Origin of the sequence: Ihubacter sp. rT4E-8, assembly GCF_049852125.1 — a bacterium.
In the GTDB taxonomy this organism is placed as follows: domain Bacteria; phylum Bacillota; class Clostridia; order Peptostreptococcales; family Anaerovoracaceae; genus Senimuribacter.
Genome location: NZ_CP187532.1, coordinates 2,755,898 through 2,771,447 on the forward strand (window position 1 = coordinate 2,755,898; position 15,550 = coordinate 2,771,447).

Here is a 15,550-nt window from a genome sequence, read left to right on the forward strand (position 1 = left end):
ATGAGTTGATAATAACACTTTCGGAATTTGATGTCAACATATTTTCGAATTTTAACATAAGTATTTTTTGCTATTTTTAATAAATTTGTTGTAATTTAGCCATTTTTATTTTCTTTTTCCGTTCATATCTTTCAAATCGTCATTTATCAAATTCCAAAATTCAAAATTATTTATGAACAAAAGCGAGAAATTTTATAGAAAATTCCGAACTCCCTCGCTAAATTTGCATATAAAAAAAACAGGAATATTCTTCTTAGGAATATCCTGCTTTTTTATATTACAATATATGTATCTCTATTGATGGTTGAATACAGCTTCGCCTTCCTGTATTACGAATTCCTTCAACCTCTTCACATGATTATCAGCCGTCGTCCTCGCCGTCTCAGCGTCTCCACCCTTGATAGCCTCTATGATCTGTCTGTGTTCTACCGGCATATTTTCATATCTGGAGAAATCATCATAAAACAAGTACCGAAAGCGCAGCGCTAACTCCTGCACTGTCTCACTGATCTGAACGAGCGTCTTATTTCCGCTGCAGGCCACAATATAACGATGAAATTGTTCGTCATAATGTATCATCTTTTCCGTCTCGCTGTTTTTAATGGCGCTGCTGTAATTCTTCGCTATTCTGGTCAGCTCATCAAGTTGTTCTTCCGTCATGCGTCCCGCTACCAGAGCCGCGGCTAATCCTTCCAGATCCTCTCTCACTTCCAGAGTATCCACCATATCGCGAACCGAAATATCAGACGCATAAGCGCCTCTCCTCGGCTCAATCGTTACAAGCCCTTCCTTTTCCAACTTACGAATAGCCTCACGTACCGGTGTGCGGCTAACACCCATTTCTTCCGCCAGTTCCACTTCCATCATCCGAGTCCCTGGGGTAATTTTTCCCGTCAAGATCTGTCGTTTCAACTGTTCATACACGATTTCTCTCAACGGCCTGTGATTCTGCAAATCAAAGTTCAACATATCATCTTACTCCTATATTATTTTGTGGTTCGAGTCCAATAGGCTTCATAGCCCTTTTGACGCAGCGCCGCGCAGACAGCTTTTGTTTCAGAAATACTATCATAAATTCCGAAAACCGTCGGCCCGCTGCCGCTCATTAACACTTTTTTCGCGTTACCGCTTTGCAGCATCAGTCGCTTTAACGCCTCTACCTGCGGATACGCCTGCAATGTATAATTCTCAAGAACATTGATACATTGCTCGTATATCAAAGGATAATCTCTTTTTTCCAACCCCTCTGCCAGCAAATCATTATCAGGCCTTCTCTCAATATGGCAGCCGTCGATACCTTTGTAGACCTCCCTGGTGGACACGCCGATAGGCGGTTTAGCAATTACTACCGATTTTTTTAGAGCCGGAAGCGTTTCCAGCTCCGTACCCGTTCCTTTTGCCCTCGCACAGGCTGCCGCCAGCGGATGCTTACGTACCTTCCATGGTAAACCAAAATTATATCCTGCCTGACCCATGACGCAAAACGGCACGTCAGAGCCCAATTCAGCTCCAAGCTTACAAAGCTGAGGCAAGCTCAGGTTCAAACGCCAAAGTTGATTCAATCCATGAAGCACCGCGGCGCCATTGCTGCTGCCGCCGGCCAGACCAGCAGCTACAGGAATCCTCTTAAAAATATCGATTTGTATCTTTCCGCCTCCAACCCGCTTACCATAGCGCTGCACCATGAGACTTGCCGCTTTATACGCCAAATTCCTATCGTCCGTAGGCAAATAGAACCTGTTCGTACTGACACTGATAGCAAAAGGCTGTTCATCCCTCATTCTTTCACTGCTATAATTTCTCTCAAAGCAAATATTCACATCATCGTGAAAGGATAATTGGTGCATAACCATATCTACCAAATGCATGCCGTCGCGATCAACTCCCGTTACATCAATAGACAGGTTAATCTTGGCAAAGGATTGTATCCTGACTTCTCTCATCAGCCTACTCCAATGCGCAAAATGAGCGGAAGCCCGCTCATTTTGACTTATCTATTTTTTCTTTTTCTTTTTTGAATTTGCAGCCCGACGCTTTGCTAACCGTTCCTCTTCAGCGATTCTCGCCTCAGCAAGCGCTTTTCTTCCGGTAACATAATTGCTGCCGCCGGCAGAAATCGGCCTAGGCTTTTTCACCTTGTAGTTTCCATTATCATCTTCATAGTCATCATCTTCGTCGTCGCTCTGCGCCTTTGCCTTTTTAGCAGCCTTTGCCGCCTTTCTGGCCATCTCCTTCTCATGAGCCGCCATAACTTCTTCTACGGATTTGCCCGTTTTCTTTGCCTCTTTATATGGGTTAAACGGTTCTTCCTTAACACCGTTCTCCGCATCCTGCTTTGCCATCTGCTTCTTGGCCTGACGCGATGTGAAGAAGAACATTCCACCGAACATGATAACCATCATGATCATATACACTTTCGTGTTCTGACTCTGATTCAGTGTAGTGAAGCTAATCTCCTGATCAGCTCCCAGAGTATTGCCTTCATTATCAGTTAAATCGCCGGAAATATGCAGCGTGTATTTTACATTATCCTTAATGCGCAAATCCTTATTAGCCGCGATTTTCACCGCGTCAGCTAATACCATCATTTTCTTGCTGTTCTTAGGATCATAAAAAACTCTGATCGGCAGCTTGTGTCCCTTATCATCGGTGATGGAAAAACACTTAGCGTTCGCTTTCGCAGATTTTTCATCCCCTATATCACTGTTAAACGTCAGTTTAACACCCATATTTTCAATACTCGTGCTTTTCTGCCCATCTTCCGGGTAAGATTCCACCAGCTTCAGTGACTGGACCCCAAAACAGACAGACGCCGTCATAGTTACGATTAGTGCTGCTAGGCATACAATAGCGCCTATTCTTTTCATTTGCTACTCCTCCGATTTGTTCTTTTTCTTTCTATATCTAAGCTGGCTGAAGAACTCACGCATTAAAGACGCGCATTCCTCCTCCATGATCCCTGTTTCAATCTCAATCCGATGATTCAGCTTACTGCTCTGTGCAATCTGAAACACCGATCCGCAGGCTCCTGCCTTAGGATCCATGGCGCCAATATACAGGCGGTTGATTCTAGCCCAAATCATAGCCCCCGCGCACATAGAACACGGTTCTACCGTCACATAAAGATTGCATCCGATCAAACGCCATCCGCCAAGCGCCTCAGCAGCCTGCCTGATGGCCATCATCTCCGCGTGAGCAGTAGGATCCTTCAACGTCTCTGTCAAATTATGTCCTTTTGCTATAATTTGTCCATCTTTTTCAATCACGGCTCCAATCGGAACCTCGCCCAGCCGAAAAGCAATTTTCGCCTCTCGCAGAGCTTCCTGCATAAATCTGTTCATATACCTTTCTATGTTACCACAACTTGCGGCAGTATTCAACCGTTTTTTGTATTAAAACTCGTGCATCCTAAATGAATCGCGGCGCGCCCGTTTCTCTGTCCACCTCGCAAATCCAATAACCAAACAAACTCTCCGCTACGTCTCCACTCAATCCGGCGAGATCATCAAAAAAAGCTTCGCCTCCTCGAATCGGCTGCCATAACTGAAAGCTTTCCCCCCGCACCACAGGCTGCTCTGCCAGAAGAAATCTACCGGGCACGCCAATAAACCACCGTTGCTTTGTCTTCCCCATCAGCCAATGTCCGTACTGTTCCACCAAATCTCCACAAGACGCAAAACCGTCCGGCAATCCTTCGTTTTTCTCAACGCGCCACCAGATAGCCTTTGTTTCGTCAATTTCCGATGAAAAAACATCCGCTTTTCCATCCTCCGTATTCTGGTCAAAGAATTTCCGCCATGGTTTCTCCTCGCGCGCCGGCTCTGCGGCGTCAGAAACCTTTTGAGGCGCCGTAAAAAAGGGGGTCGATCCTCTCAGTACCGTCTCTGTTTCTCCCTTCATCCCGACTGCTACCAGCAAACAATGGGTATAATTCGACAAAACCGGACCGTCAAATTTCTTAAAAAAACTGCCTTCACCACTTTGATTAACTGAAAAAACGCCAAAATCTCTATGTATAAGCTCCCCATTGTCAGCGCCCATCAATATCAGATGATATTCCTTTTCTTCCTCCGCCAGCGCTCTTGAAGGCAGCAAATTGCTAACGGCAAAATAAACAGACCGCTTTTCCTTGTAGGTTTCCAAAACACAAACGGCTCTATCCATGCCATGTTTCCAAAGCCGAAAACGGTCTGGCGCCAATTCCATTTGTACTGTATACTTTCTGTAATCCGACGACATAAGCTACCCCTCACTTGCTTTTTACGAGTAAATCTAGTAATATAATATATGTAGAAAAAACCGCCCTATTCGAAGAATACGCAAACGGAGAAAACAAATATGGATTTTATCATTATATTGATTCTGGCTCTTTCAGCTGTCCTGGGCGCTCGAAAAGGTTTCGCTCTGACTCTTGCCAGCTTCATGCAGTGGTTCGTCTGCATCGTCGCCGGATTGTTGCTGTGCAGCAAAATGAAAGGATTTCTCATAGATTACACCACCTTGGACAACACTTTGAATCGGATGATTCTCAGCCACATCGAAAACTCCATACAGGACAGCGTTCCCTACAAGGCGATGCCGGACCTATTCAGTTCCTGGATAAGTCGGGGCGCTTCCGAATTTGCTTATGGAACATCGGCCTCTATCACCGACGTGGTAATGACCGTTCTCAGCTTTTTACTTGTAGTAGCCGCCATCAAAATCATCGCATATCTCATCGTTCATCTTTTTTCACGGAAATACAACGATGGCGTCACAGGACTTTTTGATAAAACAATGGGATTCATTTTCGGTTTGGTACGGGGCGTACTTCTGGTGCTGTTATTCTTTACCGTACTCGTACCTGTGCTCAGCGTTCTATGGCCGGGGATGTCTGAAACGATTATCGGCTTCATGGATGGCGCTCGCTTTTCCGAAATGCTCTACGACGGCAATATGCTGCTGGTGCTAATCAGGGATATTTTTTCATAGTTTTTCGTAGGTCAGTTCTGAATTTTTTCTCGTAAGCTATTGACAGGCATCAGGTTGTATGCTAATATATTGAAGATTTGAGCAAAAATAGATTTCATAGGTTGAAAGGAGCGGAACACATGACAACTTTGTTAAAAAATGGTATGATTTTCACACCTCTCGGATTTGAGAAAAAAGACGTTTTTGTTTCCAATGGAACAGTTTTTGTCGGCTCCGCCAGTTCTTTCGATACAAACCGCGCAGACAGAATCGTCGACTGCACGGATAGGGTAATCGTGCCGGGTTTCACCGATGTACATGTACATTTTCGTGAACCCGGCTTTTTTTATAAAGAGACCATCGCCAGCGGTTCCCTCGCGGCAGCGGCAGGCGGCTATACCTGCGTCATGACGATGCCCAACCTGAACCCGGCGCCGTCAGATCTTGCGTCGCTTAAAGTACAGCTTGATCTCATCGAAAAGGATGCCAAAGTAAAAGTCATTCCTTACGGCGCCATCACACAGAAGCAGGACGGACGCAGCGCTCTTTCCGATATGGACGCCATGGCGCCTTATGTATGCGCTTTCTCTGACGACGGCAAAGGCGTGCAGACCGGCGCGCTGATGGAAGAAGCCATGGTAAAAGCCAAGGAACTTGGCAAGATGATTGTCGCCCACTGCGAGGATGAAAGCCTGCTTTACGGCGGCTACATCCACGACGGCGCATACGCCAAAGCCCACGGGCACAAGGGCATCTGCTCTGAAAGCGAATGGAAACAGGTGGAACGGGATGTGCTTCTTGCCGAGAAAACCGGCGCGCCGTATCATGTTTGTCACATTTCTACAAAGGAAACGGTTGACATTATCAGAAAGGCAAAGGCGCGCGGTGTCGATGTGACCTGCGAAACAGGTCCCCACTATCTAGTGCTCTGTGATGAAGATTTGCAGGAAGACGGCCGGTTTAAGATGAACCCGCCCCTGCGTTCCGCAGCCGACCGTGACGCTTTGATTGAAGGACTTCGCGATGGCACCATCGACATGATTGCCACCGACCACGCGCCCCACAGCGCGGAAGAAAAAGCAAAAGGACTTGCCGGCAGCTCTTTCGGCATTGTCGGACTGGAAACCTGTTTTCCGGTTCTGTACACCCATCTGGTGGAAAAAGGCATCATTTCCCTGGAAAAACTGATTCAGGTGATGAGCGTCAATCCAAGAAAACGATTCGGACTTGCCGGCGGCGCCATCGAAGACGGCGCGCCTGCGGATCTGACGATACTGGATCTTAACCGGCAGCAGCAAGTCGATCCAAATCAATTCCAGACAAAAGGCAGAGCCACCCCGTTTGCGGGCTGGAACCTCGACGGAAAAGTGATCACAACAATAGTAAACGGAGAAATCGCATATGAAGAGACAAATGCTTAAAGTAGATCGTATTGATCAGATACAACACGGAATTTATGCCCTGACCCTGACCGGCGACTGCAGCAAAATCAGCGCGCCGGGACAGTTTGTCAATATCAAACTAGATGGATTTTATCTGCGCAGACCTATTTCCATCTGCAAGTACGACGCGGCGTCCATCACCCTCCTTTTTAAGGTGGTTGGACAGGGTACCAAAGCGCTGGCGGAAAGAAAACCCGGCGATTTGCTGGATGTACTGCTGCCACTGGGCAACGGCTTCGACATCAGCTGCTGCAAAGAGCGACCTCTGCTGGTCGGCGGCGGCATCGGCGTACCGCCTCTTTACGGACTGGCAAAAGCCCTGGCCAGCGCAGGCAAAAACCCGCAGGTGGTCATCGGCTTTAACGGTGCGGACGACATAATTCTAACAGAAGAATTCCACGCACTGGGAATCGAACCGATTGTAACCACTGCAGACGGCTCTGTCGGCATCAAAGGTTTTGTCACAGACGCCATGAAAGCCTTGGAATTTGATTATGTATACACCTGTGGTCCGGAACCCATGTTAAAGGCAGTTTACGATCTTGCGCCGGACGGACAGTTCAGCTTCGAGGCGAGAATGGCATGTGGATTTGGCGCTTGCATGGGCTGCACCTGTGAAACAAAATATGGCTACAAACGGATCTGCAAGGACGGTCCGGTCTTATACAAGGAGGAAATCAAATGGTAGATTTAACAGTGACCTTAAGCGGACTGACCCTGGACAATCCAGTCATTCCTGCCAGCGGTACTTTCGGCTACGGTAAAGAGTTCGCCGAACTCTACGATCTCAATATCTTGGGTTCGATTTCCTTCAAAGGCACCACTAAGGACGCCCGGCTGGGAAATCCCCTGCCCCGTATCGCGGAATGCCCCAGCGGTCTGATCAATTCGGTAGGCTTGCAAAATCCAGGACTTGAAGCAGTCTGCGAAAAAGAACTGCCGGAACTGGCTATGCTTTACAGCAAGCCACTTATCGCCAACATTAGCGGCTTTTCTCTGGACGAATATGTGGCATGTGCCGCCGCCATGGATCAACAGCCCCAGGTCGGTATCATCGAGGTCAACGTCAGCTGTCCCAACGTACACAACGGCGGCATGGCATACGGCGTTCTGCCGGAAAGCGCGGCGGAAGTCACCCGCGCGGTCAAAGCGGTAACGACCAAACCGGTTTACATCAAACTGAGTCCCAACGTGACCGACATCGTATCCATCGCCAAAGCCTGCGAGAACGCAGGGGCGGACGGCATCAGCTTAATCAACACGCTGCTGGGCATGCGCATCGATATCAACCGGAGAAAACCGGTCATCACCAACAAGATGGGTGGATTTTCAGGTCCTGCCATTTTCCCAGTTGCGGTTCGCATGGTCTATCAGGTGGCAAAGGCAGTTGGGATTCCTGTCATCGGTATGGGCGGCATCAGCTCTGCCCGGGACGTCATCGAAATGATGATGGCAGGCGCAACAGCAGTGCAGGTGGGCGCGGCAAACCTGGTCAACCCATACGCCTGCAAAGAAATCATCGAATCACTACCTTGCGTATGCGAGGAACTGGAAATTGAAAAACTTTCCGATATCATCGGAATTGTAGAATAAAGGAGACATGATTATGGGTAAAGACGTTATCATCGCCTGTGACTTTCCATCCAAGGAAGCCACACTTGCGTTTTTAGACAAATTTACGGGCAGAAAGCCTTATGTAAAAATCGGCATGGAGCTATTCTACAGCGAAGGTCCTGCCATTGTAAAAGAAATCAAAGCAAGAGGGCATCAGATTTTTCTGGATCTGAAGCTCCATGACATTCCAAACACAGTAGAAAAAGCCATGGCAGCCCTTTCAAAGCTGGACGTGGACATGTGCAACCTGCACGCGGCGGGCACCAAAGACATGATGGAAGCCGCCTTGCGCGGTCTGACCAGAGAAGACGGCAGCCGGCCACTGCTCATCGCAGTAACCCAGCTGACCTCTACCAGTCAGGAGCGGATGCAGCAGGAACTGCTCATCGACGCGCCTCTTGACGAAGTCGTAACCAAATACGCACAAAACGCCAAAGACGCAGGACTGGACGGCGTTGTCTGCTCTCCGCTGGAAGCAGGAAAAATCCATGAAACATGCGGAGAAAGCTTTCTCACCGTTACCCCGGGCGTGCGCTTTGCCGACGGCGACAAGGGCGACCAGGTCAGAGTCACCACACCGGAAAAAGCAAAGGAACTGGGCAGCGACTACATCGTTGTAGGCCGTCCAATTACCAAGGCAGACGATCCAGTTGCTGCCTACGAAAGAGTCTGCAGAGAATTCATCGGTTAATTACAATTTTATCATATAGATTGGAGGAACTTTTATGAAAACAGAAATCGCAAAAGGTCTTCTGTCCATCGAGGCAGTTTTCTTAAGACCGGAAGAACCTTTTACCTGGGCAAGCGGTATCAAAAGTCCGATTTACTGTGACAACAGACTGACTTTGACGGCTCCCGAGGTAAGAATTAAGGTAGAAGAAGGACTGGTTGCCACCATCAAAGAGCACTTTCCAGAGTGTGAAGTTGTCATGGGCACCAGTACCGCAGGCATCGCCCACGCCGCCATCGTCGGCCACCTGATGAACATGCCTATGGGTTATGTCAGAGGTTCCGCCAAGGATCACGGAAGAACCAACCAGATTGAAGGGAAGCTCATTCCGGGTCAGAAAGTCGTTGTCGTGGAAGACCTTGTTTCCACAGGCGGCTCCGCAGTAGACACAGTAGAAGTTCTTCGCGCTGCAGGCGCTGATGTTCTGGGGATTGCCAGCATTTTCACCTACGGTATGAAAAAGGGACTGGACAGATTTGCAGAACATAACGTAAAGAATGTAAGCTTATGTGACCTTGACGCTTTGGTAGAAGTCGCTGCTGACACAGGCTATATCAAGGCAGAAGATAAAGAAAGAATTTTGCAGTTTAGAGACAATCCTTCTGACGAGGGTTGGATGAAGGGAGACAAGTAAATGAACGAAATCAAAAACCTGATCAACATTACGGATTTCACGGTAGAAGAAATCGACGATTTAATTGCGGTTGCCGATGACATCGTAGCAAATCATGCCGCTTACGAGGACATCTGCGCTCACAAAAAACTGGCGACCCTGTTCTTTGAGCCGAGCACCAGAACCAGACTCAGCTTTGAGGCCGCAATGCTGGAACTGGGCGGCAGCGTGCTGGGATTCTCTGAAGCAAGTTCCAGCTCCGCGGCAAAGGGTGAAAGCGTCAGCGATACCATCAGAACCGTAGGCTGCTACGCCGACATCATCGCAATGCGTCATCCGAAAGAAGGCGCGCCGATCGTAGCTGCCCAGAGAACCACCGTACCAATCATCAACGGCGGCGACGGCGGCCACTTCCATCCGACTCAGACCCTGACCGACCTTCTCACCATCAAGAGAAAGAAAGGCAGACTGGGCAACATGACCGTAGGTCTCTGCGGCGACCTGAAATTCGGCAGAACCGTTCACTCCCTCATCGAAGCGATGCTGCGTTACGAAAATGTCAGCTTTGTGCTCATTTCCCCGCACGAACTGCAGGTCCCTGACTACGTAAAGGAATCCATGGACAAAGCAGGCGCGAAGTGGAAGGAAGTTGAAAGACTGGAAGACGCTATGGAAGAACTGGATATCCTGTACATGACCCGTGTCCAGAGAGAACGTTTCTTCAATGAAGAAGACTACATCAGACTCAAAGACAGCTATATTCTGGATCTGGAAAAACTGCAGGCTGCAAAGGAAGATCTGACCATCATGCACCCGCTGCCAAGAGTCAACGAAATCTCCGTGGAAGTCGACGACGACCCGAGAGCGGCTTACTTCTTCCAGGCGCTGTGCGGCAAGCACATCAGAATGGCATTGATTTTGTACTTACTGGGAATCAAAAGAGAAGCGTAAAGAAAAACCTTATATAAATTGATTAGAAAAGGAAAGAGAGGAATTACTTATGAATATAGATGGCGTAAGCACCGGTATCGTACTGGATCATATCAAAGCAGGCAAAAGCATGCAGATCTACGAACTGCTCAGACTGGATAAACTGGATAACTGCGTTGCGGTCATTCAGAACGCGGATAGCTCCAAATACGGCAAAAAGGATATCATCAAAATCGACCAGCTGATCGACCTGGATTTTGACGTCCTGGGCTATGTAGACGACAACATTACAGTCAACATCGTAAAAGACGGAAAACTGTTCGAAAAGAAACACCTGGAACTGCCGGAAACCCTGACCGGCGTGATCAAGTGCAAAAACCCGAGATGCATCACTTCCATTGAACAGGAAATCGTACACAAATTCAAGCTGGTAGACAAAGAAAAGCAGGTCTACAGATGCGTGTACTGCGATGCAGAGAATAAATAAGTTTATCCTATAAGCGATCACAAATTCTTCTAGAATGGAATATTCCTACTGGCGGTACAGCCCGCGAGCGCAAGCCAATTCGGTGCAAGTCCGAAGCCAACAGTCAAGTCTGGATGAGAGAAGAAAACAGCGAGTGTTTTCTTTTCGTGTCCATGCAAAAGAAGTTCAAACGAAAAGCACTCACTGCCACAGCGAGTGCTTTTTTCATTGTGTAAGGAGGTTCACATGCACATAAATCAAAAATCAATCGGCAAAATGGGCATTGCAGCTATCATGCTGCTCAGCAGCCTCACTGTAATGGTCGGCACTGCCCTGACGCCGGCGCTGCCAGCCCTGGGAGAAGTGTATCATCTGGGCAGCTACGTTTCCTGGCTGGTGACCGCCCCTGCCCTGGGCGTTGTTGCTACCGCGATCTTTTTTGGCAGGCTCATCGACAAAAAAGGTCCGTACGGCATCGCCGTCATCGGCATTTTTTTCTACGGTCTTTTGGGCGTCATTGGAGGTTTCATGCCAAATGCTACCCTGTTATTTCTCGACCGCTTTCTGCTCGGCACTGCTACTGCAGCTATTATGAGCGCCGGCGTTGCACTGATTGCAAACTTCTTCGAAGGAGAAAAACAGCTGAAAATCATCGCGCTGCAAGGCATGTCCATGGAATTCGGCGGTGTCATTTTTCTCAGTGTTAGCGGCATGCTGTCGGATATTTCCTGGAAATATGCTTTTTCTATTTACGGACTGGGGTTCGTTGCCCTGCTGATGATTCTGCTCTTTGTGCCGAAGTGCGGTCCTGCAAACAGCTGTGATGACAACTGTCATGGGCATTCTGGAGGGTTGAATTCTAAAACTTCACAGACTGGCGAGCCTGCGCCCGCCGCGTTCCAAAAAGGCGTACCCATTTCTCTCGTTCTGTTCATCGCTTTTTTAGGCATGCTCATGTTTTTTACCGCCATGGTGTCTCTACCTATTTATCTGCAGACAGGTTTAGGCTATAGCCCCGCTTTTACGGGCTATTTTCTGGCAGCGCTAGACTTAGTTTCCGTTCTCTGCGCAGGTTTCATGCCCACTGTGGTGAAAAAAGTACAGGAAAAAGGCTGCCTGACCATCGCGTTCTGCGGTTACGGCACAGCCTTTACCATGTACCTGCTGTCCGGCGCTTCCCCGGTACTTCTGTGGCTGGGCGCTCTTTTTACTGGTGTAGGCTTCGGCTTTTCCACGCCGCTGTTTAACAGCCTGGTCGTCAGCAAGAGTACGCCACAGAACAAAGGCATCCACATCAGTTTTTGCACCATGGCCATGTTTGCGGGCCAATTCCTTTCCGCCCTGCTGGTTTCCGCTTTCTCCGGAACCACGTTATATCTAGTCGCGCTGGCAATGGCGTTTGTGGTTATGGCGTGTATCATACCGACGGCAAAGCGGTTTGGAGGAAAATAAGTTTTTATTTAATTAGTAAAAAAATTCATTGGAATCCTAAAAACGCATACGACAATGAACTGCTTTAGATCCTTTCTTGAAACGTAAACAGCAGCCAAAGATATTTCTCTGGCTGCTGTTCTTATAGAATTGTTCTATTCAATCCCACTCAATTCTCTGTAAAGGTCGCGGGCATAAGAATCTGTCATTCCGCTTATATAATCAGTTACCATTAATAACCGTAAATACAAGTCATACCCTCATCTCCTGTTTTCATGTTTTTATAATCTCGTTTATAATTGTCAGAAAATATAGAAAGATACTTTTTATCCGCCTTGGATGGAATAAAACCCTTTTCTTTATCTTGGTAGTCACTATACAAAACCGCATGAACAAACTTGTCTAATAGAAAAGATAATATTGTTTGCGCAGATAATTCTAATTTCAGAATATTAGAATCATCAAAGGCAAATCTACTCATTGCACCTTTTAGTATTTCTATCGTTATGGAGTGATTTGTTTCGGTAAATAGATCTTCTCTGTATGTGCCGTTCATGATTTCTCGATAATTCCTGGAAAAACTATATACTGCAACATACATGAGCCAGCGGCGTGTATGATCCAGCCAGGTTTGAAATGCTTGACTATCTCTATCCAGCGTATGTTCTTCTCCCCTCAGTTCACATAGCTCTTGAATTAAGATATTAGAATAATATGCTGGATTTCCAAATGGAATAACATCCTCATGATTATAGGAATTCCGGAAGAATTCAATAAATGAGTCCAGAGAAAACAGTCGTTTCTTAAACGCGTCTTCCAAGTCAGCTGTAGCATAGGCAATATCATCAGCAGCCTCAAGTAAAAAGGTTAAAGGATGTCGATGCATCTGTCCAGATCCATCATATGTGCCGATATTTTCGGAGATATGTAAAAATTCATCTTGTTCCGCCACATAATATCCAAGTTTATGCTTTTTTATATCAGGATCATTTTTAGAATAAGATAGCGCATCTGTAGGATATTTTACTAATGTACTAATGATTGCGAAAGATAGGTTTATTTCGGAATTATTCTTAGCTTTTAATAAAATTCTTAATGCCTGTGCGTTACCTTCAAAATTTTCCAGGTCGGCTGTCATTTGTTCGCTTAACCATGTACGCAATGAAGCATCTTCGTATTGAATACTATCTAAATGCTCCTTAAACCAATCACCGATTATTACCTCACCAAAATGACCAAATGGGGGATTTCCTAAATCGTGAAGAAGACCTGCGCAAAGAAGAACGGATGCAATTCCTTCTGCGTCTTCATTATCAATATCACTGGGACAATAGCGAGTCGTATTTTTAGAAATCATAATTCCCAGTTGTCTGGCAATTGTAGAAACTTCTATCGAATGTGTAAGACGAGTTCTTACGAAATCGCTTTTGTCTAAAGGAAATACTTGTGTTTTATCTTGAAGTCTGCGGAACGCAGCACTGGAGACAATTTTATTGTAGTCCTTTTCAAATTCATTTATCGGATAATCAGAAAACACTTTAGGCTCAGAATTTTCAGGAGTTAGTTTTTCTGTAGACAGTAGTTTCTTCCATTCCAATATCTAAGACTGTGAAAAAAAGTCTGTAAATAGGTAAAAGAAAAAGGCCTTCTATGGTAAAATCAAATTATCATAGGAGGCTTTTTAAAATGGCAAAGAAAAAGGAAGTATACAAGGTAAAACCACTGACAGAAGGAAAAAAGAACATCATTGCAGCATTACTGGAAGAATACGACATCGAAACAGCAGATGATATTCAGGAGGCCTTAAAAGACCTATTAGGTGGCACCATCAAATCCATGATGGAAGCTGAAATGGATGAACATCTCGGCTACGGTAACTATGAACGCAGTGACAGCGATAATTACCGCAATGGTACAAAATCTAAAAAAGTACGCAGTAACTATGGAGAGTTTGAAATCAGTGTACCACAAGACAGGAACAGTACGTTCGAACCACAGGTAGTAAAAAAGCGTCAAAAGGATATCTCTGAGATTGATCAGAAAATCATCAGCATGTATGCAAGAGGGCTTACCACAAGACAAATCTCAGAACAGATTGAAGAAATCTATGGATTCGAATGTAGTGAAGGTTTTATCTCTGATGTAACAGATAAGATTCTGCAGGAAATTGATGACTGGCAGAAACGCCCTCTAGACGAAATCTACCCAATCATTTTCATTGATGCGGTACATTTTTCAGTCAGGGAAGATAATCAGATTAGAAAACTGGCAGCTTATGTAATCTTAGGATATACTCTGGACGGGATGAAAGATGTCATTCATCTTGAAATTGGAGAGAATGAGAGCAGCAAATACTGGCTAGGTGTACTAAACAGCCTAAAAAATCGAGGAGTCAAGGATATCATGGTCATCTGTGCAGATGGACTTAGCGGGATCAAAGAAGCAATTCAAGCAGCCTATCCGGATACGGAGTATCAAAGATGCATTGTACACCAAATACGCAATACGCTGAAATATGTGTCCTACAAAGATATGAAAGCTTTTGCCGGAGATTTGAAATCAATCTATCTGGCACCGGATGAGAAACAAGGATATGAAGCATTGCAAATTGTAACAGAAAAGTGGAATGATAAATATCCAAACGCGATGAAGATCTGGGAGAAGAACTGGGATGTATTAACGCCCATCTTCAAATTCTCTATAGATGTGAGAAAGGTGATTTATACGACGAATGCCATCGAAAGTCTGAACAGTACCTACAAGAAATTGAATCGGCAGCGCACAGTATTCCCAAACGACAAGGCACTATTGAAATCACTGTATCTTGCAACCTTACAAGCAACGAAGAAATGGACACAGTCTTTAAGAAACTGGGGTAAAGTTTATGGAGAATTTTCCATCATGTATGGGGATCGTTTTCCTGTTTAATACAAAATAAAAGCATGCAAGGACTCCTTCAGAGAAAGGAGTCCTTGACATGGCTAAAAACATGTATTATATTATTTTCAACTAAGAACTATTGAAATTTCAAAGGTTTCATAGTTTCAAATTACCATAGAAGGTAATTTACAGACTTTTTTTCACAGTCTCCCATATCTTATCACCTCATATTTTATTGTTTATTATTATAAACTATTTTTATATAATTTGCAACATTGTTCATCATGCAGAAATGATAGATTTGTCCTAATTTATAACTTTAATATATCACTGTAACCGTTCTTCTACATATTCTGCAACCATTTGAATCATAGCGCCTGCAACATTATCTCTGTAATAACTGTCAAAATTCTACACGAATTTTTGCTTTCACCCAAAACAAACAAAAAATTTTCGCTTCCACCCTTTCACGGATGGAAGCGATTTCAGAATTT

Annotated in this window: 17 protein-coding genes and 1 riboswitch; of the genes, 10 read left to right on the forward strand and 7 right to left on the reverse strand. The window is 45.7% G+C overall.

The genetic code is table 11. The annotated features are described in order from the left end of the window. Positions 1-294: 294 nt before the first annotated feature. The 5 genes from ACPW7J_RS13555 to ACPW7J_RS13575 all read right to left on the reverse strand — a co-directional run bounded on the left by ACPW7J_RS13555 (position 295) and on the right by ACPW7J_RS13575 (position 4,239). Entirely contained in the window at positions 295-969 is a 675-nt protein-coding gene (locus ACPW7J_RS13555; protein ID WP_161874704.1) for a GntR family transcriptional regulator, read from the reverse strand. Between the two features lie 17 nt (positions 970-986). Beyond that, entirely contained in the window at positions 987-1,943 is a 957-nt protein-coding gene (ispE, locus tag ACPW7J_RS13560) for a 4-(cytidine 5'-diphospho)-2-C-methyl-D-erythritol kinase (protein ID WP_425755443.1), read from the reverse strand. 51 nt (positions 1,944-1,994) lie between these two features. Continuing rightward, positions 1,995-2,867, reverse strand: a complete 873-nt coding sequence (locus ACPW7J_RS13565) for an Ig-like domain-containing protein (RefSeq protein WP_425755445.1) — start codon at positions 2,865-2,867, stop codon at positions 1,995-1,997. 3 nt (positions 2,868-2,870) lie between these two features. Then, positions 2,871-3,341: a tRNA adenosine(34) deaminase TadA gene (gene tadA / locus ACPW7J_RS13570; protein ID WP_425755446.1), complete on the reverse strand. Its 471-nt coding sequence runs from the start codon at positions 3,339-3,341 to the stop codon at positions 2,871-2,873. 67 nt (positions 3,342-3,408) lie between these two features. Then, positions 3,409-4,239, reverse strand: a complete 831-nt coding sequence (locus tag ACPW7J_RS13575) for a hypothetical protein (RefSeq protein ID WP_425755448.1) — start codon at positions 4,237-4,239, stop codon at positions 3,409-3,411. 99 nt (positions 4,240-4,338) lie between these two features. Here ACPW7J_RS13575 and ACPW7J_RS13580 point away from each other — a divergent pair, with 99 nt between their 5' ends. From ACPW7J_RS13580 to ACPW7J_RS13620, 9 genes are all read left to right on the forward strand, one after another. Then, a complete protein-coding gene (locus tag ACPW7J_RS13580; RefSeq protein WP_424960299.1) occupies positions 4,339-4,971 on the forward strand; it encodes a CvpA family protein in 633 nt (210 codons plus the stop codon). 119 nt (positions 4,972-5,090) lie between these two features. Next, positions 5,091-6,371, forward strand: coding sequence for a dihydroorotase (locus ACPW7J_RS13585; protein ID WP_425755450.1), 1,281 nt, complete (start codon positions 5,091-5,093; stop codon positions 6,369-6,371). Further along, positions 6,352-7,080: a dihydroorotate dehydrogenase electron transfer subunit gene (locus ACPW7J_RS13590; protein WP_425755452.1), complete on the forward strand. Its 729-nt coding sequence runs from the start codon at positions 6,352-6,354 to the stop codon at positions 7,078-7,080. The genes ACPW7J_RS13585 and ACPW7J_RS13590 overlap by 20 nt, the downstream gene beginning before the upstream one ends. Then, complete coding sequence (locus tag ACPW7J_RS13595) at positions 7,074-7,985, forward strand: dihydroorotate dehydrogenase (RefSeq protein ID WP_425755453.1); 912 nt, start codon at positions 7,074-7,076, stop codon at positions 7,983-7,985. The genes ACPW7J_RS13590 and ACPW7J_RS13595 overlap by 7 nt, the downstream gene beginning before the upstream one ends. 13 nt (positions 7,986-7,998) lie before the next feature. After that, entirely contained in the window at positions 7,999-8,697 is a 699-nt protein-coding gene (gene pyrF / locus ACPW7J_RS13600; RefSeq protein ID WP_425755455.1) for an orotidine-5'-phosphate decarboxylase, read from the forward strand. A gap of 34 nt (positions 8,698-8,731) precedes the next feature. Next, positions 8,732-9,370: an orotate phosphoribosyltransferase gene (gene pyrE, locus ACPW7J_RS13605; protein WP_161874695.1), complete on the forward strand. Its 639-nt coding sequence runs from the start codon at positions 8,732-8,734 to the stop codon at positions 9,368-9,370. Continuing rightward, positions 9,371-10,300 (forward strand): aspartate carbamoyltransferase, encoded by a 930-nt coding sequence (gene pyrB, locus ACPW7J_RS13610; RefSeq protein WP_161874694.1) that lies wholly within the window; start codon positions 9,371-9,373, stop codon positions 10,298-10,300. It begins immediately after the preceding gene. A 49-nt stretch (positions 10,301-10,349) separates the two neighbouring features. Then, positions 10,350-10,766, forward strand: a complete 417-nt coding sequence (locus tag ACPW7J_RS13615; RefSeq protein ID WP_161874693.1) for an aspartate carbamoyltransferase regulatory subunit — start codon at positions 10,350-10,352, stop codon at positions 10,764-10,766. A gap of 20 nt (positions 10,767-10,786) precedes the next feature. Next, positions 10,787-10,895, forward strand: a riboswitch (FMN riboswitch). A gap of 96 nt (positions 10,896-10,991) precedes the next feature. After that, the gene (locus ACPW7J_RS13620; RefSeq protein ID WP_425755458.1) at positions 10,992-12,197 is read left to right on the forward strand and encodes an MFS transporter; all 1,206 of its coding nucleotides are present in this window, start codon (positions 10,992-10,994) and stop codon (positions 12,195-12,197) included. Between the two features lie 134 nt (positions 12,198-12,331). Here the strand turns inward: ACPW7J_RS13620 and ACPW7J_RS13625 are convergent, their stop codons facing one another. Together ACPW7J_RS13625 and dgt are read right to left on the reverse strand one after the other, a co-directional pair. Next, complete coding sequence (locus tag ACPW7J_RS13625; protein WP_425757529.1) at positions 12,332-12,409, reverse strand: hypothetical protein; 78 nt, start codon at positions 12,407-12,409, stop codon at positions 12,332-12,334. Further along, the gene (gene dgt, locus ACPW7J_RS13630; protein WP_425755460.1) at positions 12,409-13,773 is read right to left on the reverse strand and encodes a dGTP triphosphohydrolase; all 1,365 of its coding nucleotides are present in this window, start codon (positions 13,771-13,773) and stop codon (positions 12,409-12,411) included. The genes ACPW7J_RS13625 and dgt overlap by 1 nt, the downstream gene beginning before the upstream one ends. A gap of 89 nt (positions 13,774-13,862) precedes the next feature. On the opposite strand from dgt, the gene ACPW7J_RS13635 reads away from it, so the two are divergent. After that, positions 13,863-15,104 (forward strand): IS256 family transposase, encoded by a 1,242-nt coding sequence (locus ACPW7J_RS13635; protein ID WP_425755462.1) that lies wholly within the window; start codon positions 13,863-13,865, stop codon positions 15,102-15,104. The last annotated feature ends 446 nt before the right edge of the window (positions 15,105-15,550 follow it).